19 protein-coding genes are annotated in these 22,118 nt (G+C 71.0%); 15 read left to right on the top strand and 4 right to left on the bottom strand.

Going from position 1 to position 22,118, the window contains the following annotated elements:
* The first annotated feature begins 121 nt into the window (after nucleotides 1-121).
* The 5 genes from WMF36_RS42195 to WMF36_RS42175 all read left to right on the top strand — a co-directional run bounded on the left by WMF36_RS42195 (nucleotide 122) and on the right by WMF36_RS42175 (nucleotide 8,450).
* Nucleotides 122-940, top strand: coding sequence for a Stp1/IreP family PP2C-type Ser/Thr phosphatase (locus WMF36_RS42195; protein WP_437576507.1), 819 nt, complete (start codon nucleotides 122-124; stop codon nucleotides 938-940).
* A gap of 116 nt (nucleotides 941-1,056) precedes the next feature.
* Nucleotides 1,057-4,095, top strand: a complete 3,039-nt coding sequence (gene uvrA / locus WMF36_RS42190) for an excinuclease ABC subunit UvrA (RefSeq protein WP_437576506.1) — start codon at nucleotides 1,057-1,059, stop codon at nucleotides 4,093-4,095.
* 328 nt (nucleotides 4,096-4,423) lie between these two features.
* Nucleotides 4,424-6,091 (top strand): IgGFc-binding protein, encoded by a 1,668-nt coding sequence (locus WMF36_RS42185; RefSeq protein WP_437576505.1) that lies wholly within the window; start codon nucleotides 4,424-4,426, stop codon nucleotides 6,089-6,091.
* A 150-nt stretch (nucleotides 6,092-6,241) separates the two neighbouring features.
* A complete protein-coding gene (locus WMF36_RS42180; RefSeq protein WP_437576504.1) occupies nucleotides 6,242-7,156 on the top strand; it encodes a DMT family transporter in 915 nt (304 codons plus the stop codon).
* 682 nt (nucleotides 7,157-7,838) lie between these two features.
* On the top strand, nucleotides 7,839-8,450 hold the full coding sequence (locus tag WMF36_RS42175; RefSeq protein ID WP_437576503.1) for a hypothetical protein: 612 nt from the start codon (nucleotides 7,839-7,841) through the stop codon (nucleotides 8,448-8,450).
* On the opposite strand, the gene WMF36_RS42170 is transcribed toward WMF36_RS42175, so the two are convergent.
* The gene (locus WMF36_RS42170; RefSeq protein ID WP_437576502.1) at nucleotides 8,411-8,668 is read right to left on the bottom strand and encodes a hypothetical protein; all 258 of its coding nucleotides are present in this window, start codon (nucleotides 8,666-8,668) and stop codon (nucleotides 8,411-8,413) included. The genes WMF36_RS42175 and WMF36_RS42170 overlap by 40 nt on opposite strands.
* Nucleotides 8,669-9,048: 380 nt before the next feature.
* On the opposite strand from WMF36_RS42170, the gene WMF36_RS42165 reads away from it, so the two are divergent.
* From WMF36_RS42165 to WMF36_RS42140, 6 genes are all read left to right on the top strand, one after another.
* On the top strand, nucleotides 9,049-10,419 hold the full coding sequence (locus tag WMF36_RS42165) for a phenylacetate--CoA ligase family protein (protein WP_437576501.1): 1,371 nt from the start codon (nucleotides 9,049-9,051) through the stop codon (nucleotides 10,417-10,419).
* A gap of 212 nt (nucleotides 10,420-10,631) precedes the next feature.
* Nucleotides 10,632-11,363: a ClpXP protease specificity-enhancing factor SspB gene (locus WMF36_RS42160; protein WP_437576500.1), complete on the top strand. Its 732-nt coding sequence runs from the start codon at nucleotides 10,632-10,634 to the stop codon at nucleotides 11,361-11,363.
* Between the two features lie 47 nt (nucleotides 11,364-11,410).
* Nucleotides 11,411-12,643, top strand: a complete 1,233-nt coding sequence (locus tag WMF36_RS42155; protein WP_437576499.1) for a branched-chain amino acid ABC transporter permease — start codon at nucleotides 11,411-11,413, stop codon at nucleotides 12,641-12,643.
* Nucleotides 12,640-13,455 carry an ABC transporter ATP-binding protein gene (locus tag WMF36_RS42150; protein ID WP_437576498.1) on the top strand — a complete coding sequence of 272 codons (816 nt, stop codon included), beginning with the start codon at nucleotides 12,640-12,642 and terminating at the stop codon, nucleotides 13,453-13,455. Before WMF36_RS42155 ends, WMF36_RS42150 begins: the two co-directional genes overlap by 4 nt.
* Nucleotides 13,452-14,210 carry an ABC transporter ATP-binding protein gene (locus WMF36_RS42145; protein ID WP_437576497.1) on the top strand — a complete coding sequence of 253 codons (759 nt, stop codon included), beginning with the start codon at nucleotides 13,452-13,454 and terminating at the stop codon, nucleotides 14,208-14,210. The genes WMF36_RS42150 and WMF36_RS42145 overlap by 4 nt, the downstream gene beginning before the upstream one ends.
* Before the next feature lie 214 nt (nucleotides 14,211-14,424).
* Nucleotides 14,425-14,799, top strand: a complete 375-nt coding sequence (locus WMF36_RS42140) for a response regulator (RefSeq protein WP_437576496.1) — start codon at nucleotides 14,425-14,427, stop codon at nucleotides 14,797-14,799.
* 70 nt (nucleotides 14,800-14,869) lie between these two features.
* Here the strand turns inward: WMF36_RS42140 and WMF36_RS42135 are convergent, their stop codons facing one another.
* A complete protein-coding gene (locus tag WMF36_RS42135; RefSeq protein WP_437576495.1) occupies nucleotides 14,870-15,910 on the bottom strand; it encodes a hypothetical protein in 1,041 nt (346 codons plus the stop codon).
* A gap of 495 nt (nucleotides 15,911-16,405) precedes the next feature.
* On the opposite strand from WMF36_RS42135, the gene WMF36_RS42130 reads away from it, so the two are divergent.
* The 4 genes from WMF36_RS42130 (at nucleotide 16,406) to WMF36_RS42115 (ending at nucleotide 19,631) form a co-directional block, all read left to right on the top strand.
* Nucleotides 16,406-17,971: a glycosyltransferase family 2 protein gene (locus tag WMF36_RS42130; RefSeq protein ID WP_437576494.1), complete on the top strand. Its 1,566-nt coding sequence runs from the start codon at nucleotides 16,406-16,408 to the stop codon at nucleotides 17,969-17,971.
* Between the two features lie 331 nt (nucleotides 17,972-18,302).
* A complete protein-coding gene (locus WMF36_RS42125) occupies nucleotides 18,303-18,608 on the top strand; it encodes an integration host factor subunit alpha (RefSeq protein WP_012241218.1) in 306 nt (101 codons plus the stop codon).
* Between the two features lie 11 nt (nucleotides 18,609-18,619).
* A complete protein-coding gene (locus tag WMF36_RS42120) occupies nucleotides 18,620-18,985 on the top strand; it encodes a MerR family transcriptional regulator (protein WP_437576493.1) in 366 nt (121 codons plus the stop codon).
* On the top strand, nucleotides 18,966-19,631 hold the full coding sequence (locus WMF36_RS42115; RefSeq protein WP_437576492.1) for a hypothetical protein: 666 nt from the start codon (nucleotides 18,966-18,968) through the stop codon (nucleotides 19,629-19,631). Before WMF36_RS42120 ends, WMF36_RS42115 begins: the two co-directional genes overlap by 20 nt.
* A gap of 31 nt (nucleotides 19,632-19,662) precedes the next feature.
* Here the strand turns inward: WMF36_RS42115 and WMF36_RS42110 are convergent, their stop codons facing one another.
* Together WMF36_RS42110 and mgtE are read right to left on the bottom strand one after the other, a co-directional pair.
* A complete protein-coding gene (locus WMF36_RS42110; protein WP_437576491.1) occupies nucleotides 19,663-20,238 on the bottom strand; it encodes a single-stranded DNA-binding protein in 576 nt (191 codons plus the stop codon).
* A gap of 177 nt (nucleotides 20,239-20,415) precedes the next feature.
* Complete coding sequence (mgtE, locus tag WMF36_RS42105; RefSeq protein ID WP_437576490.1) at nucleotides 20,416-21,801, bottom strand: magnesium transporter; 1,386 nt, start codon at nucleotides 21,799-21,801, stop codon at nucleotides 20,416-20,418.
* Nucleotides 21,802-22,118 lie beyond the last annotated feature (317 nt).

The following is a 22,118-nucleotide window of genomic DNA, read 5'->3' as shown; positions in this document are numbered from 1 at the left end:
CGTCCTGTGTCGCGCGATCGGTTCGATCCAGCCGCCGGAAGGGCGCGGATGACGGCGGATGCGCGCCCGTCGTTCGGCAGTTCGGCAGCGCGTGCCTGAGAGCAAGCTGGAGGGTAGCGCCGTGCAGCGTCACCTCGTTTTTGAAGCCGCCGGGATCACCCACCCTGGCATGGTCCGGGAGACGAACGAGGACAGCTTCGCGATCCTCGAGCCGCGGGGGCTGTTCCTCGTGGCCGACGGCATGGGAGGCCGCGCCGCCGGGGAGGTCGCCTCGCGGATGGCGATCGACACCGTGCGTGATTTCTTCGACGATCCGGACTCCACCTGGCCTGTCGCGGTCAGCGTGGGGCCGGCCACGACGCGGGGCTCGGAGGCCCGCTACATCGATCAGGGACTCCCGCTGCTCGTCGCGGGCATCCAGCTCGCGAACGGCCGCATCTTCTCCGCGGCGCGGCGCGACCGGGAGAAGCGGGGGATGGGCACCACGTTCGCCGCCGCGCTCGTGCGCGACGGCTTCATCGCCGTCGCGCACGTGGGCGACAGCCGCGTATACCGCCTCCGCGATCACCGCCTCGAGCAGCTCACCCGGGACCACTCGCTGGTCAACGAGTGCATCCGGCTCGGCCACCTCCTCCCCGAGCAGGCCAGCTCGTTCCCGCTCCAGCACGTGATCACCCGCGCGCTCGGCACCGACGAGGCGGTCGAGGTGGAGACGCGGATCGACGCCGTCGAGGGCGGGGATGTCCTGCTGCTCTGCTCGGACGGCCTGTCCGGCGTGGTGTCCGCGCAAGATATCGCAAGTATCCTGGACGAGAGCGCCGACCTCGCCGACATCACGTCGCGGCTCGTCAAGCGCGCCAATGAGAACGGTGGCCCCGATAACGTCACCTGCGTTGTCGTGCGCTGGCGCGCTTCTCCCGGCGGCCCGGCCAGGCGCTGAGCTGCGCGCTTCCCTGACATGGGCCGCCGCGCGCATTGCGCGTGGCTTCCCTGTTTTTCCATAGAACATCGCGTGCCGGAGAGCGCGCCACCGTGTTAATGGCGGTGAGCAATCCAATGGGCGCGCGAACGAACGGATCCACACCGCCGCAATCCATCGTCTCCACCTCCCGGAGCGCGGGGCCGGCCAGGTCGGGAAAGGGCAGCGCGTCGCGGGCGCCGCGCCCGGAGCCGGCCGCGCCCGACCTCGGGCAGGCGGAGCCGCGGCCGGCGCTCAAGCTCCTCGACGCGGCGCGCGAGCCGGATTTCATCGAGGTGCTCGGGTCGCGGGAGCACAACCTCCGCATCGATCGGCTGGAGGTGCCGAAGCGGAAGCTCGTGGTGTTCACGGGGGTGAGCGGCTCGGGCAAATCGAGCCTGGCGTTCGACACGCTCTACGCCGAGGGGCAGCGGCGTTACGTCGAGACGCTGAGCTCGTACGCCCGGCAGTTCCTGGGTCAGCTCGATCGCCCGCAGGTCGAGCACCTGCGCGGCCTGTCGCCGACCATTGCCATCGAGCAGAAGAGCGCGTCGAGCAACCCGCGCTCCACGGTCGGCACCATCACCGAGGTCTACGATTACCTGCGCGTGCTCTATGCGCGCGCCGGCGAGCAGCATTGTCATCTCTGCGGCAAGCCGGTGAAGGCGCAGAGCTCGGAGCAGATCGTCGACGAGCTCCTCGGCATGCCGGAGGGGACGAAGTTCGTGCTGTTCGCGCCGCTCGTGACGCACCGGAAGGGGGAGTTCAAGGACCTCTTTGAGGAGCTCCGGGGCCGCGGCTTCGTGCGGATCGAGATCGACGGGGCGCAGCACCGGCTCGACGAGGCGCCGCGGCTCGACAAGAAGCTCAAGCACACCATCGCGCTCGTGGTCGACCGGCTGGTCGTGCGGGCGGACGAGCGCCAGCGCATCACCGAGGGGGTCGAGCTCGCGCTCCAGGAGGGGCGCGGCGAGCTCCGGGTCGAGGTCCAGGCCGACGACGCGCCGGCCGCGCGGCGGCGGCGTCCGGGCGCCCCGCTGCTGTTCAGCGCCGCGCGCTCCTGCTGCGGCCAGAGCTTCCCCGAGCTCTCGCCGCAGAGCTTCTCGTTCAACAGCCCGCTCGGCATGTGCGGCGCCTGCAACGGCCTCGGCACCCGCCTGGAGATCGATCCGGCCCTCGTGATCCCGGACCCCGCGCTGTCGCTCCGGGAGGGCGCCATCGCCCCCTGGGCGTCGGCCATGGCGCGCGGCGAGGGCTGGACGTTCCGCATCATCGACGCCGTGGCCAAGGCGTGCTCCGTCGACCTCGACGTGCCCTGGCGCAAGCTCGGGGCGAAGAAGCAGGAGATGGTGCTCCATGGCCTCTCGGGCAAGCGCATCGCGGTGACGTGGGGAAAGGAGGGGACCGAGACCCACGGCACCTGGGGCATCAAGTTCGAGGGCGTGATTCCCAGCCTGATGCGCAGGTTCCAGCAGTCGTCGTCCGAGTCGGCGCGGGAGGCTTACCGCAAGTTCATGAGCGAGCGGCCGTGCGACGTCTGCGGCTCCAGGAGGATGCGCCCGGAGTCGCTCTCGGTGCGCGTCGCGGACAAGGGGATCGCCGACGTCACCGCGATGACGGTCAAGGACGCGTTCGACCATTTCGCCCGGCTGGAGCTCCCGGGCAACCGGCAGAAGATCACGGAGGGGGTGCGGCGGGAGATCACGAGCCGGCTCAACTTTCTCCTGAACGTGGGCCTCGACTACCTGACGCTCGATCGTTCGGGGCCGACGCTGAGCGGCGGCGAGGCGCAGCGCATCCGGCTGGCGAGCCAGCTCGGCAGCGAGCTCTCGGGGGTGATGTACGTGCTCGACGAGCCGAGCATCGGCCTGCACCAGCGGGACAACCAGCGCCTCATCGAGACGCTGCGGCGCCTCAGGGATCTGGGCAACACGGTGCTGGTGGTGGAGCACGACGAGGAGACGATCCGGGCCGCCGATTACGTGGTGGATTTCGGCCCCGGGGCGGGGCACCTCGGCGGCCGGGTGATGGCCGCGGGGACGCCCGAGGAGATCGAGCGTCACCCGGAGAGCCTGACGGGCGCGTACCTCGCGGGGCGCGCGCGCATCGAGGTGCCCGAGGCGCGGCGCGCGCCGCGCGGGTGGCTGGAGATCCTGGGCGCGTCCGAGCACAACCTGAGGAGCATCGATGTCCGGTTCCCGCTCGGGGTGCTGCTCGCGGTGACCGGGGTGAGCGGCGCGGGCAAGAGCTCGCTGGTGAACGGCATCCTCCTGCCGGCGCTCGGCCGGGCGCTCCACAACAGCACCGAGCCGGTCGGCGCGCACCGCGCGATCAAGGGGCTCCAGGCGCTCGACAAGGTGATCGCGATCGACCAGAAGCCGATCGGCCGCACCCCGCGCTCGAACCCCGGGACGTACACGAAGGCGTTCGACCAGATCCGCGAGATCTTCGCCGAGCTGCCGGAGTCGCGGACGCGCGGCTATGGTCCGGGGCGGTTCAGCTTCAACGTGAAGGGCGGGCGCTGCGAGGCGTGCAGCGGTGACGGCGTGGTGAAGGTGGAGATGCACTTCCTCGCCGACGTCTACGTCCCGTGCGAGGTGTGCGCCGGCAAGCGGTACAGCGCGCAGACGCTCGCGGTGCGGTACAAGGGCAAGAGCGTCGCCGACATCCTGGACACCAGCATCGAGGACTGCGTGCGGCTCTTCGAGCACCACGTGGCGCTGCGGCGGGTCCTCGACACGCTGGTCGAGGTCGGCCTCGGATACATGAAGATCGGCCAGAGCGCGCCGACGATGAGCGGCGGCGAGGCGCAGCGCGTGAAGCTGAGCCGCGAGCTCGGCAAGAGCCAGACGGGGCGCACGCTCTACGTGCTCGACGAGCCCACGACGGGCCTGCATTTCGAGGACATCCGCAAGCTCCTCGGCGTGCTCCACCGGCTGGTCGAGGCGGGAAACACGGTGGTGGTCATCGAGCACAGCCTCGACGTCATCAAGTGCGCCGACTGGGTGGTCGACCTCGGCCCCGAGGGCGGCGCCGGCGGCGGCCAGGTCATCGCCGAGGGGACGCCGGAGGACGTCGCGAACGTCCCGGCCTCGTACACGGGGCAGTTCCTGCGACCGCTGCTGGCGGCTCGCTAACACCTCGTCACCCAGAGAACCGTCCCTGGCGTGATCAGGGTATCCCAACGTCCCAAAGCTTCTGGAACTCCATTGTCTCCATGATTGGCGACTACAGTGGATTTGTTTGACGTGCTTGCGTCGAAGCTCAAAAAAGCGTAGCCGGGATCGATAGACACCGCGTGTCTCGGGGTGCGAACGCGCCCGACCGTTTACGTCAGCAATCAGCAATCCATTGTAATTCTCATGCCAGCCGGGCTGTCGCACAGGCCCCTGTGCTCGAAGTCCGTTGACGGGAGGGCCCATGCAGATCTCGAAGCACTCTCTGTTTCTCGGCCTAGGACTGTGGGTGGGCGCCGTCTCCGCGGCCGCGTGCTCCGCCAGCGGGTCGTCCGCGGGCCCCCCTGGGCCTGGAAGCACCACCACCGGCGGCGGCTCGGGCGACGGCGGCTCGACGAGCGCCGGCACCAGCGGCACCGGTGACGATATCGGCACCGGTACCGGCGGCGGTGACGCCCCCGGCCCCGAGCTGACGGGCGACCCGAAGACGTGCGCGGAGGCCGCCGCGAACAAGTCCTATATCGGGTGCGATTTCTGGCCCACGGTCACCGCGAACATCGTCTGGTCGATCTTCGACTATGCGGTCGTCGTCGCGAACGCCGGCGACGAGGTGGCCGAGGTCGAGGTGACGCGCGATGGCGCTGCGATGGCGCACGCCGAGGTCCAGCCCAACAGCCTGACCAAGATCTATCTCCCCTGGGTCCCCGAGCTGAAGGGGCCCGACGCCTCCAAGTGCGCCTCGGGTGACTCGATCCTCAGCTCAGTTCGCGTGGACGGCGGCGCCTACCACCTCGTCTCGACCAGGCCGGTCACCGTCTATCAATTCAACGCGCTCGAGTACAAGGGCGCTGGAGGCCCGGAGGGGAAGGACTGGTCCTCCTGTCCTGGCCTCGATCGGTGCCCTAGCGACGGGGCGACCTACGGCTGCTTCTCCTTCACCAACGACGCCTCTCTGCTCCTGCCGAGCACCGCGATGACCGGCAACTACCGCGTCACCGGCCAGCAGGGCTGGAGGCAAGCGGAATCGGGCGCCTACATGGTCATCACGGGCACCCAGGATGGCACGAGCGTCACCGTCAACGTCGCTCAGGGCGGCGCGGTGATCGCGGGCGGCGGCATCCCTGCGACGCCCGGCGGCGGCAACTTCACCGTCGAGCTCGACGAGGGCGACGTCGTCGAGGTCCTCGGACACCCGAACAACGATCTCAGCGGCAGCCTCGTCACCGCGACGAAGCCCGTCCAGGTGCTGACGGGCATGCCGTGCACGCAGGCGCCGGCCGGCTACAAGGCCTGCGACCACATCGAGGAGTCGGTGTTCCCGGCCGAGACCCTGGGCAAGCGGTACTTCGTCACGGTCCCGACCTCGCCCGGCGGCAAGGTCTTCGGCCACATCGTGCGCCTCTATGGCAACGTCGACGGCACGGCGCTGACCTACCCCTCCGGCCGGCCGGACGGCGCGCCGACCTCGATCGACGCCGGCCAGGTCGTCGACCTCAGCGTCGTGAGGAGCGATTTCGAGATCGTGGGAGATCACGAGTTCGCGGTCAGCACGTTCATGCTGGGCGCCGAGATCGTCGACCGCGACACCGACGCTCCCGACCAGAAGGGCGACCCCTCGCAGAGCCACGCCACCGCGGTCGAGCAGTACCGCACCAAGTACATCTTCCTCGCGCCCAGCGACTACGACGAGAGCTACGTCGACATCATCCAGCCCATCGACGCCACGATCACGCTCGACGACGCCGCCGTCGACGTCGCGCCGACCCCGATCGGCAACGGCTCCGGCTTCGGCGTCGCGCGCGTCCGGCTCGGCCCGGGCAACGACGGCGCTCACGTGCTGACCGCCTCGGCCCCCGTCGGCATCCAGGTGATCGGCTACGGCTCCTACACGAGCTACCAGTACCCGGGCGGGCTCAACCTCGTCGCCATCGCGCCGCCGCCGCCCCCGCCCAACTGATCCCGGACGCCCGTCGGTCGCTCCCGCCGGCCCGAGAGGGTCGAGCTGCGACCCGAGATCGCGGCGCGGCGGCGTGGCGGCGCGCCGCCGCGGCGGCCGGTGAGCGCCTCGCGGATTGTCTTCCCCTGCCGCCTGACCTAGCAGCATCGCATGACGGCCAAGCAGCGCGTCACGGCCCGGAGCGCCGCGCTCTTCGTCGTCCTGGCCAGCCTCGCCTTCGCCTCGAGCGGCCCGCTCGCCCGGTATGCGCGCCCGGTCCACCCGCTCTTCATCGCCTTCGGCCGGGTCGCCCTCGCCGCGGTCGCGCTCTCCCTGCTCGACCTGCGCGGGATCGCCCGCTCCGCGGCCGGCCTCTCGCTGCGCCAGCGCGCCGCCGTCCTGACGGCGGGCCTGCTGCTCGCCGTCCACTTCGCGCTCTTCCTCTGGGGGCTCGACCGCACCTCCCTCGCCGCGGCGCTCTCGCTCATCTCGCTCGAGCCGCTCGCCGTCGTGCTCTGCGCGTGGGCGTTCTTCCGTGTCCGCCCCACGCGCTCCGAGCAGGCCGGCGTGCTCCTCGCCACCGCCGGCGCGATCGTCATCGCGAGCGCGTCCGGCGCCGGCGATCACCGGCTCTCGGGCGACCTCATGGTCGTCGGCGCCACCGTCCTCTACGGCCTCTACGTGTCCTTCGCCCGGGCGCTCCGGGACGCCCTGCCGGCGCGCAGCTACGCCGCGCTCGTCTACGCGAGCGCCGCGGTCTTCCTGGCCGCGGCGCTCCCCGCCGCGCCCGGCGCCCTCGAGGGCGTCGCCCCGCCGCCGGCCCACGCCGCCGTCGCCATCGTCGCGCTCGCGCTCGTCCCCACCCTCGTCGGCCACACCGCGGTGCAGGCCGCGGCGCGCCGCATGTCCCCGTCCATCGTCGCGCTCGTGTCCCCCGGCGAGACGCTGGGCGGGATCGTCATCGGCGCCCTGTGGCTCGACGCCCTGCCCACCGCCGCCGAGATCGCCGGCGCCGGGATCATCCTCGCCGGCGCCACCGTCGCCATCTTCGGATCGAGCTCGCCCGCGGCCGGCAGCGCAGGCTGACGCGTCCCTCCGGCGCCGCGGCTCCCGCCCGGGCCGCGGTCGCATGGCCCCGCAGGGCGCACGACAGGGCGCGGAGCGACAGCGCCCGGCAGCTCGCTCCGTGTATCGCAATGCCGCCGGCTGCACGCGACACGCCGGTGTACGCCTGGCCTCCTCCTCCTGGGAAGCCCGAGCGGGGAGCCTTCGCCCCCGGACGGCGGGACCGCATGGTTCGGTGCCATCGATGACACCTCGGGATCCCAGGAATCGGTTTGCCCCCTTCGTGATTCAAGCGACGTCCTCTCCTCGCGGGCGGACGCCGGGCGACATCGCAACCAGTGTGCCACGGACATCTCGTCTGTCGCGATCCGGCTCGACGAGGATGCACCCGTCCCGGCGGAGCGCGGGAAAGGCCGCCTCGGCGTGTCCAGGGGCGCGGGCACCGTCGCGCGATGGCAAACCTTGCCGCGCCTTGGCCCCCCGGGGCTGGCAAGCTTTGCCAGGAGGGCAAAGCTTGCCACGCGCACGCCGGCCCAGGGCGCGAGAGCTGCCGCGGGGCGACCGCTCGGTGCGGCGAGATCGCTGCGCGCGCGGCCCGTTCTTCGTCGGCAGGCCCCTCGCGCGGAGGGGTGGCACACCGGTTGCAATGACGCTCCGCAAGCCCGGCACGCCGGAGCTGACAGTGAAAGGTAGCGAGCAACCCATGAAAACGATCCAGAACATCCTCCTCTGCGCCCCCTTCTTCGGCCTCTTCGCGGTGGCCCTGCCGGGTTGTCCAAGCGAGTCTGCAGGGCAGTCACCAGCGGCGCCGGAAGCGGCGCCGGAAGAGGTCATCTGCGACAAGCTGGCCGAGTGCGGAGACCTGGGCGAGGGCGTGACGGTCGAGCAGTGCGCGGCCGACATCGGGCAATTCCACGGCGAGATCGTACAGGCGGAACCCGCCTGCACGCAGGTCGTGGAGCAGTTCCACGTCATGATGGCCTGCATGGCGCAGCAAGGGTCTTGTGGAGAGGGCGGCGGTGATGCCTCCGAAGACGATGCCTCTGAAGGCAACGATATCCCGGAGGATCACCCGTGCTTTGATGAGAGCGAGAGCTTCGATAAGGCCTACGAGGAGGCTAAGCAGCAGAAGCCCGCAGCAGGTTTGATCTGCGTCCTTCCTGCGGTTGTCTTCGTACGGCTCGCGGCGACTCCCGCGACCGGGGTGGCGTGCACGACGGACGACGAATGTCCAGAAGTCGCATGCGGTACCGGCCTCCCGCTCCACTTTTGCCATCACGGCAGGTGCAAGACGGCAGACGACCTCTGCGAGTGAGCGCGCCGCTCGAGTCGGCCGGGCGGGACGCCCTCCCGCGTGACGAAGACGCCGGACTCCCCGGCCGTGCTCCGCAGCACCTCGATCACCTGGCCCGCGGGCACATCGAGCGGCAAGAGGAGCGTCACGTCGTGCCGCATCGCCGGGAACCGGCTCGGCCTCGCGGCCACCGGCGCCTTGTACGCCGCCGCCACCGCCGCGAGGTCGAGCTCCGCCACCACGCCCCGCTCGTGATCTCCAGCGCGTCGCGCACATCCGGATGCAGCTCCGCCACGTACCCGACGGCCCGGCCGTCGAGCGTGACGCGGGCGCCCTTGCGCGGGTGCGCCCACGGCGGCGATCAGCGCGCTCCCGCGATCGCGCGACAGGGGAACCCCCTCATCCCGCCTTCCTGCTCGACCCCGCCGCGGTGAGAGATCGCTCGCCGCCCGGTGGAAGGGTGCCTGTGCCGCCATGGATACGGCGCCTCCGGCTCCGCCAGGACGGAAATCGCCGGCGCGCGCCGCTCCGGTCGGATTCCTCGCCACGAAGATGCGGATTCGCAGGAGAGCCTCCGGCGCGCGCTTGACGGTCGATGATTCGATAGAACGCTCTCCCCATGTACGGTGAGCTGTTTCGAAACATCCTGTTTCCGCTCTACGAGACCCGTTTGAGGGGCAGGGAGACCCTGAAACACCTGGAGGAGATCGAGCGCTCCCAGTGGCGCTCGGAAGACGAGGTTCGCGACCTCGGCTTCCGGCGGATGCTCGCGGCCCTCCATTTCGCCGAGCAGAACGTCCCGTTCTACAGGGCTCGGTTCGCCGAGCACGGCGTGCGCGTCGCCTCGGTGAAGGCGCCGGAGGACCTCCTGCGGCTCCCCGTCCTCACGCGGGCCGACCTCCGCGCCCACGGGCCGGATCTCCTCGCCGAGGGCTTCGTCGGCCGGCTGTACTCGAGCGGCACGGGAGGCTCCACGGGGGAGCCGGTGCAGTTCCGCTTCGACCACCGCACCTACGAGCGCCGCATCGCGGCCGCCATGCGGTCCGACGGGTGGGCGGGCGCCCGGCTCGGCGACCGCGAGCTTCACCTGTGGAGCACCCAGTTCGGGGAGACGCTCGCGAAGAAGGCCAAGCGCTCCCTGCACGAGGCCGTCCTCCGCAAGAAGATGATCAGCGCCTTCGATCTGTCCGAAGCGCGCTTCGCCGCGCTGCTCGACGAGATCGCGCGGTACCGGCCGCAGCTCATCGTCGGCTACACGAGCGCGCTGTACCAGGCGGCGCGCTACGCGCTCGCGGAGGGGCGCGCGCTCCCCGCCCCGCGCGGCATCGTCACCAGCGCGGAGCGGCTCTTCGCGCACCAGCGCGAGGCGATCGAGCGCGCGTTCGGCGCGCCGGTGTTCGACCGGTACGGCTGCCGGGAGCTCATGCTGATCGCCGCCGAGTGCGAGCGGCACGAGGGCAAGCACATCAACCTCGAGGGCGTGTACGTCGAGCTGCTCCGCGACGGGCGGCACGCCCTCCCGGGCGAGGCGGGCGAGGTCGTCGTGACCGACCTCGCCTGCCGATCGATGCCGCTCATCCGCTACAAGAACCAGGACGTCGCGATCGCCGCCGGCGCGCCGTGCGCGTGCGGCCGCGGGCTGCCGATGCTCGCCTCGGTGGAGGGCCGCGTCCTCGACCTCCTCGTCGGCCCCGACGGACAGCTGCTCGCGGGGGAGCTCTTCCCGCACCTCATCAAGGACCAGCCGACGATCGCCCGCTACCAGGTCTACCAGGACCGGCGGCGCGCGATCACGGTCCGGCTCGTGCCCGGCAAGGGCTTCCAGCCCGAGACCGCGCGGCTCATCGAGCGCACCGTCCGGCAGCACCTCGGCGAGCGCGCGGAGATCTGCGTCCAGATCGTCGACCACATCCCCCTCACGAGCGCCGGCAAGCACCGCGTCACCCTCTCGGAGGTCCCGATCCAGCTGAGCCGGCGACCCGCGGCGTGAGGTGCGCGGGCCGCGAGGAGGAGGTCCGGCAAGCCCGATCGTGCCGGCGCCCGCCGCGTCGCGCGCGCCTCTACGGCGAGCTTTCTACAGAGCTGCTGGAGTCGCCTGGCGGCTTTCGCCCTGCGGCCTGCTCACCGGCGCGCCGCCCGGCGCCCGAGGGCCCGAAGCGCTGGCGGAGCCGCGCGGTCCGGGGTATTGGGCAGAGCAGTACGATGTCCGACGTGCAGAGACCGCTTCCGCCGAAGAAGGACGTCGCGCTGGCCCTCCTCGAGCGAGAGCCGAGCGTGTTCATCCACCTCGACCCGCGCCGGCCCGGTGTCTCCGTCCCCAAGTGGTTCACGGGGCAGCCGCAGCTGATCCTTCAGGTCGGCATGAACATGGCGATCTCCATCCCCGACCTGAAGGTGGACGACGACGGGATCAGCTGCACCCTCTCGTTCAACCGCGCGCCGTTCTGGTGCCGGTTGCCGTGGCACGCGATCTGGGCGCTCGTGAGCGAGGACCAGCGGGGCATGGTGTGGCCCGAGGACATCCCGGCCGATCTCGCCGCGCAGAAGCAGCAGCGCCCCGGCGTGGCCCCGCCGCAGAAGCCCGCCAAGCGACCGCGCCCCCGGCTCGCCGCCGTGGCGCCCCCGAGCGGCGACGACGAGCGGAGCGACGACGCGGCGGACGAGGCGCGCGCGCGCGACAAGGTGCGCCGTCCCGAGCTCGAGCCCGTGGAGCCCGCCGAGCGCCGCGGCGCGAGCGAGCCCTCGGCGCGGGACGCCGGCGCGCCCGTGAGAACGCTCGCGGCGGTGCCCGCGCCGGCCCTCGCGCCGGTGCGCTCCACCGAGGAGAGCGAAGACGATGATTCCGGCAGCTCCGGTGAGCCCGAGCCCAGACAGCGCCAGGGAGCGGGCAAGCCGAAGCGCGAGCTGCCCCCTTATTTGCGGGTCATCAAGTAACGCTACTGCTTGACGGTACGGCCCGGCCAAATCAACTGTGGCCGGCCATGCCTCGACCGTTGAAGCGCGTCATCACGGCGCTCGTGCTCCTCGGCGTCGTCGTCGCCCTCGAGTTCGGCTTCGAGACCCTCATGCCGGACGCCGCCTGGCGGCAGCTCGCCCTGTTCGCGATGGTCAACGTCATCGCGGCGCTCTCGCTCAACGTCATCAACGGCATGGCCGGCCAGTTCTCGATCGGCCACGCCGGCTTCGTCGGCATCGGCGCGTACACCGGGGCCATCGTCTCCGGCAACCTGCACCAGCAGCTCGGCGGCGGCGATCCCCTCTTCGGCAACTCGTTCCTCGTGATGCCCCCGGCGCTCCTCGCGTCCGGGCTCGTCGCGGCCCTCTTCGGCCTCGTGGTCGGCCTGCCGAGCCTCCGGCTGCGCGGCGACTACCTCGCCATCGTGACCCTCGGGTTCGCCGAGATCTTCCGCCTGACGATCGCCACGGCGACGACCGGCGCCGCCGAGCAGGGGACGGTCGGCAGGCTGCTCGGGGCGCTCGGCGGCCCGATCGGCTACGCCGGCCCCGACGACACCGGCGTCCCGCAGTACGGCGGCCCATTCTGGATCTTCGGCGCCGTCGTGCTCGCGACCCTCATCGCCTGGCGGCTGAAGTTCTCCGGCTGGGGCCGCGCGCTGCGCGCGCTCCGCGAGGACGAGATCGCCTCCGCCGCGGTGGGCGTCGACCCGACGCGCTACAAGGTCACCTCGTTCGTCATCTCCGCCGCCGGCGGCGGCATCGCCGGCGGCCTGCTCGCCTCGATGCGCGACGGCAACCCGACGATCCAGCCGGACCAGTTCACGTTCAACTACTCGTTCGACGCCATCACGATGGTGATCCTCGGCGGCTCGGGCAGCGTCACCGGGTCGATCGTGGGCGGCGTGCTGGTGACCTTCACGGTCAAGCTGATCGAGCAGCTCCAGGGCCTCGACAGCGTCCTCGCGCTGAAGGCGGCCTACCCCGCGCTCGATCTGAACGCCCTGAGGATGGTGCTCTATGCGGGCATCCTCATCGGGCTGATGATCCTGCGCCCCGAGGGGCTCTTCGGCGAGCGCGAGCTCTTCGGCCGGCGCGTGGCGCGCGCGAAGCGCCCCCCGGTCGGGCCGGCCGAGCCCGTCCCCGCCACGACCGGCGCCGAGGCGGCCGCCGAGCGCCCTGGCGCCCCGCCGGAGGCGCGGCCGCCCGGCACCGCCCTCGAGCACGAGGTCAAGCCGACCGGGAGGGAGTTCGAGTGAGCCTCGATCTGCAGCGAGTGACCAAGCGGTTCGGCGGCCTGCGGGCCGTCGGCGGCGTCTCGTTCTCCGTGCCGGATCGCTCGATCTTCGGGCTCATCGGCCCGAACGGCGCCGGCAAGACGACGGTGTTCAACCTGATCACCGGCGTCTACAAGCACGACGAGGGCTCGATCCGCTTCGGCGGGACCGACCTCGCGCCGCTCAGGCCGAGCCAGATCGCGCGCCTCGGCATCGCTCGCACGTTCCAGAACATCCGCCTCTTCGGCCAGCTCACGGTGCTCGAGAACGTGCTCGTCGCCTGCGAGAACCTGCGCAGGTCGACGCTCACCTCCGCCCTGCTCCGCTCGCCGTTCTTCTACAAGGACGAGCAGGAGATGACCGAGCGCGCGCTCTCGCTGCTCTCGGTGTTCAAGCTCGAGGAGATGGCCGACGAGATCTCGACGTCGCTCTCCTACGGCAACCAGCGCCGCCTCGAGATCGCCCGGGCGATGATGCTCAAGCCGAAGCTGCTCCTGCTCGACGAGCCGGCGGCGGGCATGAACTACGGCGAGGCCGAGGGGCTCAAGCAGCAGATCCGCTGGCTGCGCGACACGTTCGACATCACGGTCGTGCTTGTCGAGCACAACATGCAGGTCGTGATGGGGGTGTGCGAGGAGATCCACGTCCTCGACCACGGCGAGACCATCTCGCACGGCACCCCGGAGGCGGTGCGCAGGGACCCGAAGGTCCTCGCCGCCTACCTCGGCGAGGAGGTCGAAGACGAGGCCGAGGCCCGCCCCGCGGCCGCTGCGGCGGCAGAGGAGCCCGCATGAAGACTTCGCATCCGACGCGGCAGCCCCCCTCGGTGGCGCCCGGCGAGCGCCTGCTCGTCGTCGAGGATCTCGCGGTCAGCTACGGCGGCATCCGGGCGCTCAAGGGCGTCAGCCTCGAGGTGCGGCGCGGCGAGGTCGTCGCGATGATCGGCGCGAACGGCGCCGGCAAGACGACCACGCTGAAGACGATCCTCCGCCTGTTGCCGATCGCCTCCGGCCGCATCCGCTATGACGGCAAGGACCTCGCGTCCATCTCGACCGAGGAACTCGTCGCCGCCGGCGTCTCGCTCGTCCCCGAGGGGCGCGCGATCTTTTCGAACCTCACCGTCCGCGAGAACCTCGATCTCGGCGCGTGGTGCCATAAAGACGGCCCCACCATGGCAGAGACCGTCGATGACGTGGTGAAGCTCTTCCCCCGCCTCGGCGAGCGCATGCACCAGCACGGCGGCACGCTCTCCGGCGGCGAGCAGCAGATGCTCGCGATCGGCCGCGCCATGATGGCGCGCCCGGCCATGCTGCTCCTCGACGAGCCCTCGCTCGGCATCGCGCCGCGGCTCGTCGCGGACATCTTCGAGTCGATCGCCAAGATCGCGGCGTCAGGAACTACCGTACTCCTCGTCGAGCAAAACACCCGACTCGCCCTCAAGTACTCGACGCGCGCCTACGTGCTCCGTACTGGGCAGATCGCCATGAGCGGCGACTCCAGGGATCTCGCGGCGAACGAAGAGATCCGCGCGGCCTATCTCGGCGGCTGAGCCCCCGCCGGACCCGCGCGGATGGGGCGCGGGTCGCGGAGACGACAGAGGGGAAGCGCTGATGTTTCAAGCGCGTATCAACGCGTCGCGTGATGCGATGAAGCGCGATTGATATCGCGCTTTGTCGCCGATGGAGTATGGTTTCCCTGGGCGCGGCGATGAAGTTCTGGTCTTCGTGGCCGCGGTCAGACCCAGCCGCCAACGGGGGAACCTTATGGAGATTGAGAGCACGACCCGAGTTCTGGTGATCGACGATGACGCCAGCAACTCCCTGCCGCTCGTCCACTTCCTCTCATCCCGGGACTACACGGTGGAGACGTGCTGCGGGCTCGGCCATGCGCGTGACGTGCTTGCCCGCTGGCGTCCTCACGTGATGGTGCTCGTGCCCCGGGAGGAATCGGGGCTCCACAGCGAGATGGAGGCGCTCCGCCGCATGTCGCCGCGCGTGCCCGTCGTGGTGCTCACGCTCGCGGCCGGCCCCGAGCTGATCCTGGACATGGAGGCGTTCGCGCCCACGGTGCCCGCGTGCCCGTCGCGCGGCCTCGCCTACATCGAGTCGGCGGTGGCGGACGCGTCGGCCATGGGCTGAGCGGCGGCTCGCCGCATGGGCCCGCGTTCGGCGCGGGCCGGGGGGGCTGCGCGCTTCCTCTCGGCGCGCTTCAGGCGGGCGGCTCGATGCCGTCCGGCAGCCCGTCGAAGAACTCCTCCACCACGGACGCGAGCCAGGCGCGCACCGGTCCGGTCGCGCACAGGCTCCGCACGAGCGGCCAGAGCGCGGCCGCGAGCGCGTCGAAGTCGAGCGCGGGCGCGATCCCGAGGCGCCCCAGCGCCTCGCCGAGCGGCTCGCGCGCGTGCGCGGCGACGAACGCCGCGATCGCCTCGCTGGTCCGCGTCCGGACCGGCCGGTCCCGGAGCACCTGCGCGGCGACGTCGGCCCCGAGCTCCTCGGCGAGCGCCGAGCTCGTCGCGTCGAGCTGACCGACGAGCGCGCAGATCTCCTGCTCCAGCACCCACGTCGCGACGTGCTTGCGCAGGCCGATGAACTCGGGCGTGTCGCCCCTGGCGACGACGATGTCGTGCACCTGGCGCATCGCCGTGCGCGAGAACCCCTGCAAGAAGCGGCGGATCTCGGGCTCGAGCCGCCGCTCGAAGTCGCCCCGCAGGGTGCCCATCGTCTTGCCGACCCCGCCGAGGCCGAAGGGGGAGATCCGCTTGAGCAGCGCCGGCAGGCCCCACTCGGCGAAGAACGGGTTCACCTTCTCGGAGAACTCCTTCAGCGTGTCGTAGAGCACGTCGCGCATCACCGCGTCGAGCGCCGCGCTCTCGAGCACCTCGCGCACGAGCCGCTCGGGGACGATCTTCGGCTGCTCCAGGATGCGATCGAGCTTGTCGCGCGCCCCCTCCGGCATGAGCTCCTTCGCGCGCCGCCGCTCGGCGCGCGCCGCCTCGACCAGCGCCGCGAGCGCCGCGGCGACCGCGGGCCGGACCGCCCGCCGGAGCGACTCCTCCGCCGCCAGCGCGTCGAGCGCCCGCGCGACCGCCCCCGCATCGATGAGCTCGCCGAGCGGCGTCGCGAGCAGCGCCGCGAAGCCGGCGGGCAGGCGCTCCCGGAAGTCCCGCGCGGCGGCCTCCGAGACGAGCCGCGCCTCGAGGAACGCGATCTGGCGGGCCTTCAGTTCATTAAGTAACGCGCGGCTCATCGGCAACGGATAGCCCCGGGCTCCCGCGGGCGCCAGGCGCAGATGACCCCGGACCCCCGGCGGCGCCGCTCCTGGACAGGCCTCAAAACCCCACAGCACTGTGAATCTGCCCATCAGGTCAGCACCGTACTTATTGAACAAAGCCTCGGGCAGCCCTTACGAAAAACACCTTACTTAAGAGCAGCGGTATCGGGGGATCACCGTACCTGGTGCGTCGCTCGCGTACGCGCGTTCGTGCAGCGAACCTGCGGCCAGTGCCGCGCGCCCGGGCGAAGCGGGATTGTCGGTGATTGTCATTTTCCAGGGGGAAGGACTCGGCCTCAAGTCAACTTTTCGCGTCTCGCGACAGAGAGTTGCAACGAATTACAAGTGCATGACAACTTCGGATTCGGCGGATGGTACGCGTTCGTTACCCGCCAGCATCTGCAGGAGTGGGGACCGGCAAAATCGCCCGATCCCACGGCTGCCCGGCAACCCTGGCGGTAGGTGCTCCCGATGCTCTCGATGTTGCTCTGTGTGCTCTACTTCGGCGTTCTGCTCGGTCTCAGCGCCTACGGCCTGCACCGACTGCACCTCGTGGTCCTCTGTCGCTTCAACCGCGCGAAGATCGTGCACGCGCAGGAGGTCGCGGCCCTGACGGATCGCGATCTCCCGCCGGTGACGATCCAGCTCCCGCTCTTCAACGAGTCGACGGTCGCGGCGCGGCTGCTCGATGCGGTCGCGAGGATGGATTACCCGCGCGACAAGCTCGAGATCCAGGTGCTCGACGACTCGACGGACGAGACGCAGGGCCTCGTGCGCGCGCACGTCGAGCGGCTCCGCGCGCAGGGCATCGACGCGGTGTACCTGCACCGCACGAACCGCGTCGGCTACAAGGCGGGTGCCCTCGACGAGGGCCTCAAGGTCGCGAAGGGCGAGCTCGTCGCGATCTTCGACGCCGACTTCATCCCGCAGCCGGGCTTCGTCCGGTCGATCGTCGGCCACTTCGAGGATCCGACGGTCGGCATGGTCCAGACGCGGTGGGGGCACCTGAACCGCGACGTCTCCATCCTCACGCAGGTGCAGGCGCTCATGCTCGACGGCCACCACCTCGTCGAGAACCGCGCGCGCTTCGGCGCCGGCCTCCTGTTCAACTTCTCCGGCACCGGCGGGATGTGGCGCAAGGACGCCATCCGTGAGGCCGGCGGCTGGCAGCACGACACGCTGACCGAGGACCTCGACCTGTCGTACCGGGCGCAGCTCGCGGGCTACCGCTTCATCTACCGCGAGGATGTCGTCTCGCCGGCGGAGCTCCCCGAGGACATCTCGGCGCTGCGCGCGCAGCAGTACCGCTGGGCGAAGGGGACGGTGCAGACCGCGCGCAAGCTGATGGCGAGGGTGCTCGGCGCGAAGCTCTCGCGGGGGCAGCGGATCGAGGCGTTCTTCCACCTCACGCCGCACTTCGCCTACCCGCTCCTGGTCCTGCTGAGCATCCTCCTCCTGCCGGCGCTCGTCCTGTTCCCCGCCGCCGACACGCTGACGATGGTCGCCATCGACCTACCGCTCTGCACGGCGACGACTGGATCGCTCGCGGCGTTCTACATGCTGGCCGAGACGGCGCAGGGCCGCTCGCGCTGGGGCGCGGTCGTGCGCCTGCCGATGCTCATCGCGCTCGGGACGGGGCTCGCGCCGCACCTGTCGAAGGCCGTGATCGAGGGGATCCGCAGCATGTCGGGCGAGTTCGTGCGGACCCCGAAGCAGGGCGACAACAAGGGCCGGTACAGGGTGCGCACGGACCTGCCGCTGACCGAGGCGGTGCTCGCCGTGCTGTCGTGCGGCGCGGTGGTTGCGTCCGTCCAGACGGGGCACTACTTCGCCACGCCGTTCGCGGTGCTCTTCGCCGTCGGCTATTTCTACGTCGCGGCCATGGTCGCCCAGGAGCAGTTCGCGCGCCGCCGCGACGCGGTCTCGGGCGCGCCGGTCGTCGGCTGGAACGACGCGCGGCCGGGCGATGCGGCCGTGGTCGGCGCCTGGTCCAGGCAGGCGACGAAGGAGCGGCCTCTCGGCGACCTCGCCGCCTGAGCGGTTCGCCGCCAGCCCATGCCGCGCGGCCGCGCCGGAATCCTGCCGGGTTTCCGGCCGCGGCCTCGATGAGGGCCGCGCGGGGCGCTGGTCTCATTGTGGCGGGCTGGCGCCGAGCCCCCGGCGGGCTGGCTCCGGGCACCGCGCCCGCTGGAGGGCTGCACAAAGCGGGCCCGGCGCTCATCGGGCGAAGCCTGCGTAACCCCCTAGACCTCCCCGACGCAGGCTGGCATCCTGCCCCCAGGCCGGTCGGGGGACCGCACGCGGCTTCCTGAACGGTCTTCAGGGGTTGCGGCGTGTCCCCCCCTTCTGCAAGGGCGATGGGGGTCTCATGACGAAAGCCGAAATCGTTCAGGCGGTCTACTCCCGCCTCGGGGGGTTCTCGAAGAAGGAGTCTGCCGATCTGGTGGATCTCGTGTTCGAGACCATGAAGGAAACCCTGGGGCGCGGGGAGAAGATCAAGATCTCTGGATTCGGCAACTTCGTGCTGCGCGACAAGCGCCAGCGGCAGGGGCGCAATCCCCAGACCGGCGACCCGATCCTGATCACGGAGCGGCGGGTCCTGAACTTCAAGGCGAGCCAGATCTTGAAGCAGGCCCTCAACCCGCGCGAGACGGCCTCGGCCGCCGAGGAGTAGACCGCTTGGCGGTGCGCCAGCAGCTTCCGGCGAAGCTGTACTACCGGATCGGCGAGGTGGCCGGCATCGTGGGGGTCGAGCCGCACGTGCTCCGGTACTGGGAGACGGAGTTCCGCTCCATCCGCCCGCAGAAGTCGGCGAAGGGGCAGCGGGTCTACAGCCGGCGCGACGTCGAGACGCTCCTCAAGGTCAAGGAGCTCCTCTATTCGCACCGCTTCACGATCGCGGGGGCGCGTCGCAAGCTGCGCGAGGGCGGCATCGAGCCGCCGCCCGCCGACGCAGGCGCGAGCCATGAGGAGGTGCAGCGGATGCGCACGGCGCTCGTCGAGATCCGCAGCGAGGTGCTCGCGTTGATGGATGAGCTCGAGCGCGTCTGAGCTGCACGGCGTGGCGCCGGGCCTCGCGCTGCGCCTCTCGTTGCCTGCCGGGGCGCGCGATGCGCAGCAGGCGGCGCTGCCCGCGATCGACGTCTCGGCGATCGCGGGGGCGAAGGTGACGCTCCGGCGGGGCGTCGAGGCGGACGGCCTCTCGCTGCGCGCGGTCTGCGCGACGGCCCCGTCGCGGCAGTGGGTGACCGGCCTGGAGGAGCTGGTGCTCGATCGGGCGTCGGGGCTCGTGCGCGGCGGCCTCGGGGTGGCGATCGAGCGGTGGGAAGCGGGGCCGATCCGCGCGCACTTGCAGCGGTTCGAGCAGCCGTTCGAGGCGGCGGGGAGGGCGGGCGAGCGCGCGGTGGCGATCCGCGGGCGGCACGTGCTCGGCTTCGCCGGGAGCGAGCACGACGCGGCGCTCTGCAGCGTGGTCTGTCTGGAGGAGCCGGCGCAGGGGGCAGGCGCCCGGTGCGGCGCGCTGCTCGGCGCGACGGAGGTCGAGGGGGCGTTCACGGCGCCGCCGGAGCCGGGGGTGCTCGTGCGGGCGATCTTCTTCGCCGCGGAGGAGCCGCTTACCGCGACCGCGGCGCTCGGGGTGCTCGCGGCGGCAGGCGTCGCCGTCGTGCTGGCGTGGCGCCCTCGCCCGCGTCCCTAGAGCGGCGGGAATTCGGCAGGATTTCCCGGGATCAGAACGGGATGTCGTCGTCGTTGCCGCCGCCGTAGCCGCCGCCGCCGAAGTCGTCCGGAGGGGGGCCGGCATCCGGCGCCGCCGGTGCCGGGCGACCGGGGCCACCACCACCTCGGTTGTAGCCGCCGCCGGCCGGGCGACCGCCGCCGCCGCCGTAGCCGCCGCCACCGCCGCCGCCGTAGCCGCCGCCGGGATCAGCGCCGAACGCGCCTGCGTCGTCGTTGGCGACGCCGCGACCGCGACCGCCGCCCGTCAGCAGGACGTTGTTCGCGACCACCTCGGTCTTGTAGCGCTTGTTGCCATCCCGGTCGTCGTAGCTCGACGTGCGGAGCGAGCCCTCGATGAAGATCGAGGAGCCTTTGCTGAGGATCTTGCCCAAGGCCTCGGCGCGCTTGCCCCAGATCACGACATTGTGCCAGTCCGTCCGTTCTTTCCGGACCTTGTCGCGGTCCAGGTACGACTCGGTCGTCGCGAGCCGCAGGTTCAAGACGGCCTGCCCTCCCTGGGTGAACCGGAGCTCGGGGTCGGCGCCCAGGTTGCCGAGCAGCATCACGCGATTCAAGCCTTCGGCCATCTTGACTCCTTCCCTAGGAGCGGTTCAGCGCACGTTGCGCTGAACGAACGTCGCCTGTTTCACTCCCCCATGGGCGCTGATGCGTCAAGGGCGCGCGGCGCGCGCAGATTCACGCGGCGCGCCCGCGCGGGGGAGCCGGCGCCGCCTCGGTCCAGACGGCGAGGTGCCCGGGGCCGCTCAGCCGCCCGCCCCGGCCTGCGCGAGGAGATCGGCCAGGAAGATGCGGGCGATCGTGAAGTAGAGGAGGATCCCGAGGACGTCCACGAGGCTCGCGATGAACGGCGTGGAGCTGGTCGCCGGATCGAGGCCAATGCGCCGGAGCAGGAGCGGGAGCATCGCGCCCACCGTGCAGCCCATGAGGACGATCGCCATCAGCGTCGCGCCGATCGTCAGGACGAAGCCGGTGCCGTCGCCCCAGAGCCAGACGCGGAGCATGCCGATGACGGAGAGCATGAGGCCAAGCACGACGGCCTGCCCGAGCTCGCGGACGAGGACGCTCGCCCAGTCACCGACGCGCACATCGCCGACGGCGAGGCCGCGGATGATGAGCGACGACGACTGCGAGCCGGAGTTGCCGCCCGTCGAGATGAGCAGCGGCACGTAGTAAGCGAGCGTCGCGACGGCCTCGAGGTCGTCCTCGTAACGCCGGAGCACCTCGCCGGTCATGAACTCGCCGACGAACAGCACGGCGAGCCAGGGGGCGCGCTTCTGGATGAACGTCCAGAAGCTCGTCTTGAAGTAGCTCTCGTCGATGGGACCCACCGCGCCGAGCCGCTGCATGTCCTCGGACTGCTCCTCGGTGAGGACATCCATCACGTCGTCGACGGTGATGACGCCGAGCAGCTTCCGGTCCGCGGAGAGCACGGGCAGCGCGTTGAAGTCGTACTTCGCCATGGTCCGCGCGACCTCTTCCTGGTCGGTCTCGGGGCTGACGGCGAAGACGTTCTCGGTCATGACGTTCGCGAGCTTCTCGGAGGGCGAGGCGAGCAGCAGATCGCGCAGCGAGACGACGCCGATGAGGTGCCCCCGATCGGAGACGATGTACACGTAGTAGATGGTCTCGGCGTGCTCGCCGACGGCGCGGATCCGCTCGATCACGTCGGCGACCGTGAGGTGGATGCCCACCGACACGTAATCGGTGGTCATGAGGCCGCCGGCGCTGTCCTCGGGCCACTTGGCGAGCTCCTCGACCTCGGCGGCGGCCTCGGGGTCGACCTTCTCCAGCGTGGAGAGCAGCGTGCCGCTGACCTGGTCCGGCAGGGCCTCGATGAGGTCGGTGCGGTCGTCGGCCGCCATCTCGGAGACGATGGGCGCGATGCTCTCGACGCCCATCTGCTCGACCAGGGCCTCCTGGGTCTCGCCGTCGAGGCGCTCGAAGATGGGCGCGGCGTCCTCGGCCTTGAGCGCCATCAGGACCGTCGCCGCCTCGGCGTCGTCCAGCAGGCCGATGAGATCGGCGAGGTCCTCGTCGTGGATCTCGTCCAGGAGGTCGGCGAGCTGCGCCGGATCCTCGGCGAGGAGCTGCCGTACCTCCGGGACCATGGCGACGGCGACGCGCAACATGCTCGGGCACTGACCACAACTCGGCCCCGCTGGGAAGCGGCAAACCCCGGCCGGCGCGGGGGGGGGGCGCGATCAGCGCCAGCCCGCTCCCTTCGACCGAGGTTGAGGCGACCGGGGTTGAGGGGGAGGGAGGCGACCGGGGTTGAGGCGGAGGCGGCCGACCGGGGTTGCGCGGCCGAGGCAATCACGGCTCCGCCAGCCGATCGCCCCCCGACCGACCGACCCGGGTTGAGCAAGGGGAGGGTATGGAAAGGGAGGATGCCGCCTACTGCGTTGGCACTGCGCAATCAAGTTGACGGCGCAGCCCAGCGCGGAGA

The sequence above is a fragment of the Sorangium sp. So ce887 genome, assembly GCF_051521455.1.
Lineage (GTDB): Bacteria > Myxococcota_A > Polyangia > Polyangiales > Polyangiaceae > Sorangium.
The sequence above is the reverse complement of the archived record's forward strand: the minus strand, read 5'-3'. Positions and strand labels throughout refer to the sequence as shown.

Coding starts and splice junctions, on each gene's coding strand:
- uvrA (WP_437576506.1), top strand. CDS start 1,057: ATGGGCGCGCGAACGAACGGATCCACACCGCCGCAATCCATCGTCTCC.
- WMF36_RS42180 (WP_437576504.1), top strand. CDS start 6,242: ATGACGGCCAAGCAGCGCGTCACGGCCCGGAGCGCCGCGCTCTTCGTC.
- WMF36_RS42175 (WP_437576503.1), top strand. CDS start 7,839: ATGAAAACGATCCAGAACATCCTCCTCTGCGCCCCCTTCTTCGGCCTC.
- WMF36_RS42165 (WP_437576501.1), top strand. CDS start 9,049: ATGTACGGTGAGCTGTTTCGAAACATCCTGTTTCCGCTCTACGAGACC.
- WMF36_RS42160 (WP_437576500.1), top strand. CDS start 10,632: ATGTCCGACGTGCAGAGACCGCTTCCGCCGAAGAAGGACGTCGCGCTG.
- WMF36_RS42155 (WP_437576499.1), top strand. CDS start 11,411: ATGCCTCGACCGTTGAAGCGCGTCATCACGGCGCTCGTGCTCCTCGGC.
- WMF36_RS42145 (WP_437576497.1), top strand. CDS start 13,452: ATGAAGACTTCGCATCCGACGCGGCAGCCCCCCTCGGTGGCGCCCGGC.
- WMF36_RS42140 (WP_437576496.1), top strand. CDS start 14,425: ATGGAGATTGAGAGCACGACCCGAGTTCTGGTGATCGACGATGACGCC.
- WMF36_RS42135 (WP_437576495.1), bottom strand. CDS start 15,910: ATGAGCCGCGCGTTACTTAATGAACTGAAGGCCCGCCAGATCGCGTTC.
- WMF36_RS42130 (WP_437576494.1), top strand. CDS start 16,406: ATGCTCTCGATGTTGCTCTGTGTGCTCTACTTCGGCGTTCTGCTCGGT.
- WMF36_RS42125 (WP_012241218.1), top strand. CDS start 18,303: ATGACGAAAGCCGAAATCGTTCAGGCGGTCTACTCCCGCCTCGGGGGG.
- WMF36_RS42115 (WP_437576492.1), top strand. CDS start 18,966: ATGAGCTCGAGCGCGTCTGAGCTGCACGGCGTGGCGCCGGGCCTCGCG.
- WMF36_RS42110 (WP_437576491.1), bottom strand. CDS start 20,238: ATGGCCGAAGGCTTGAATCGCGTGATGCTGCTCGGCAACCTGGGCGCC.
- mgtE (WP_437576490.1), bottom strand. CDS start 21,801: ATGTTGCGCGTCGCCGTCGCCATGGTCCCGGAGGTACGGCAGCTCCTC.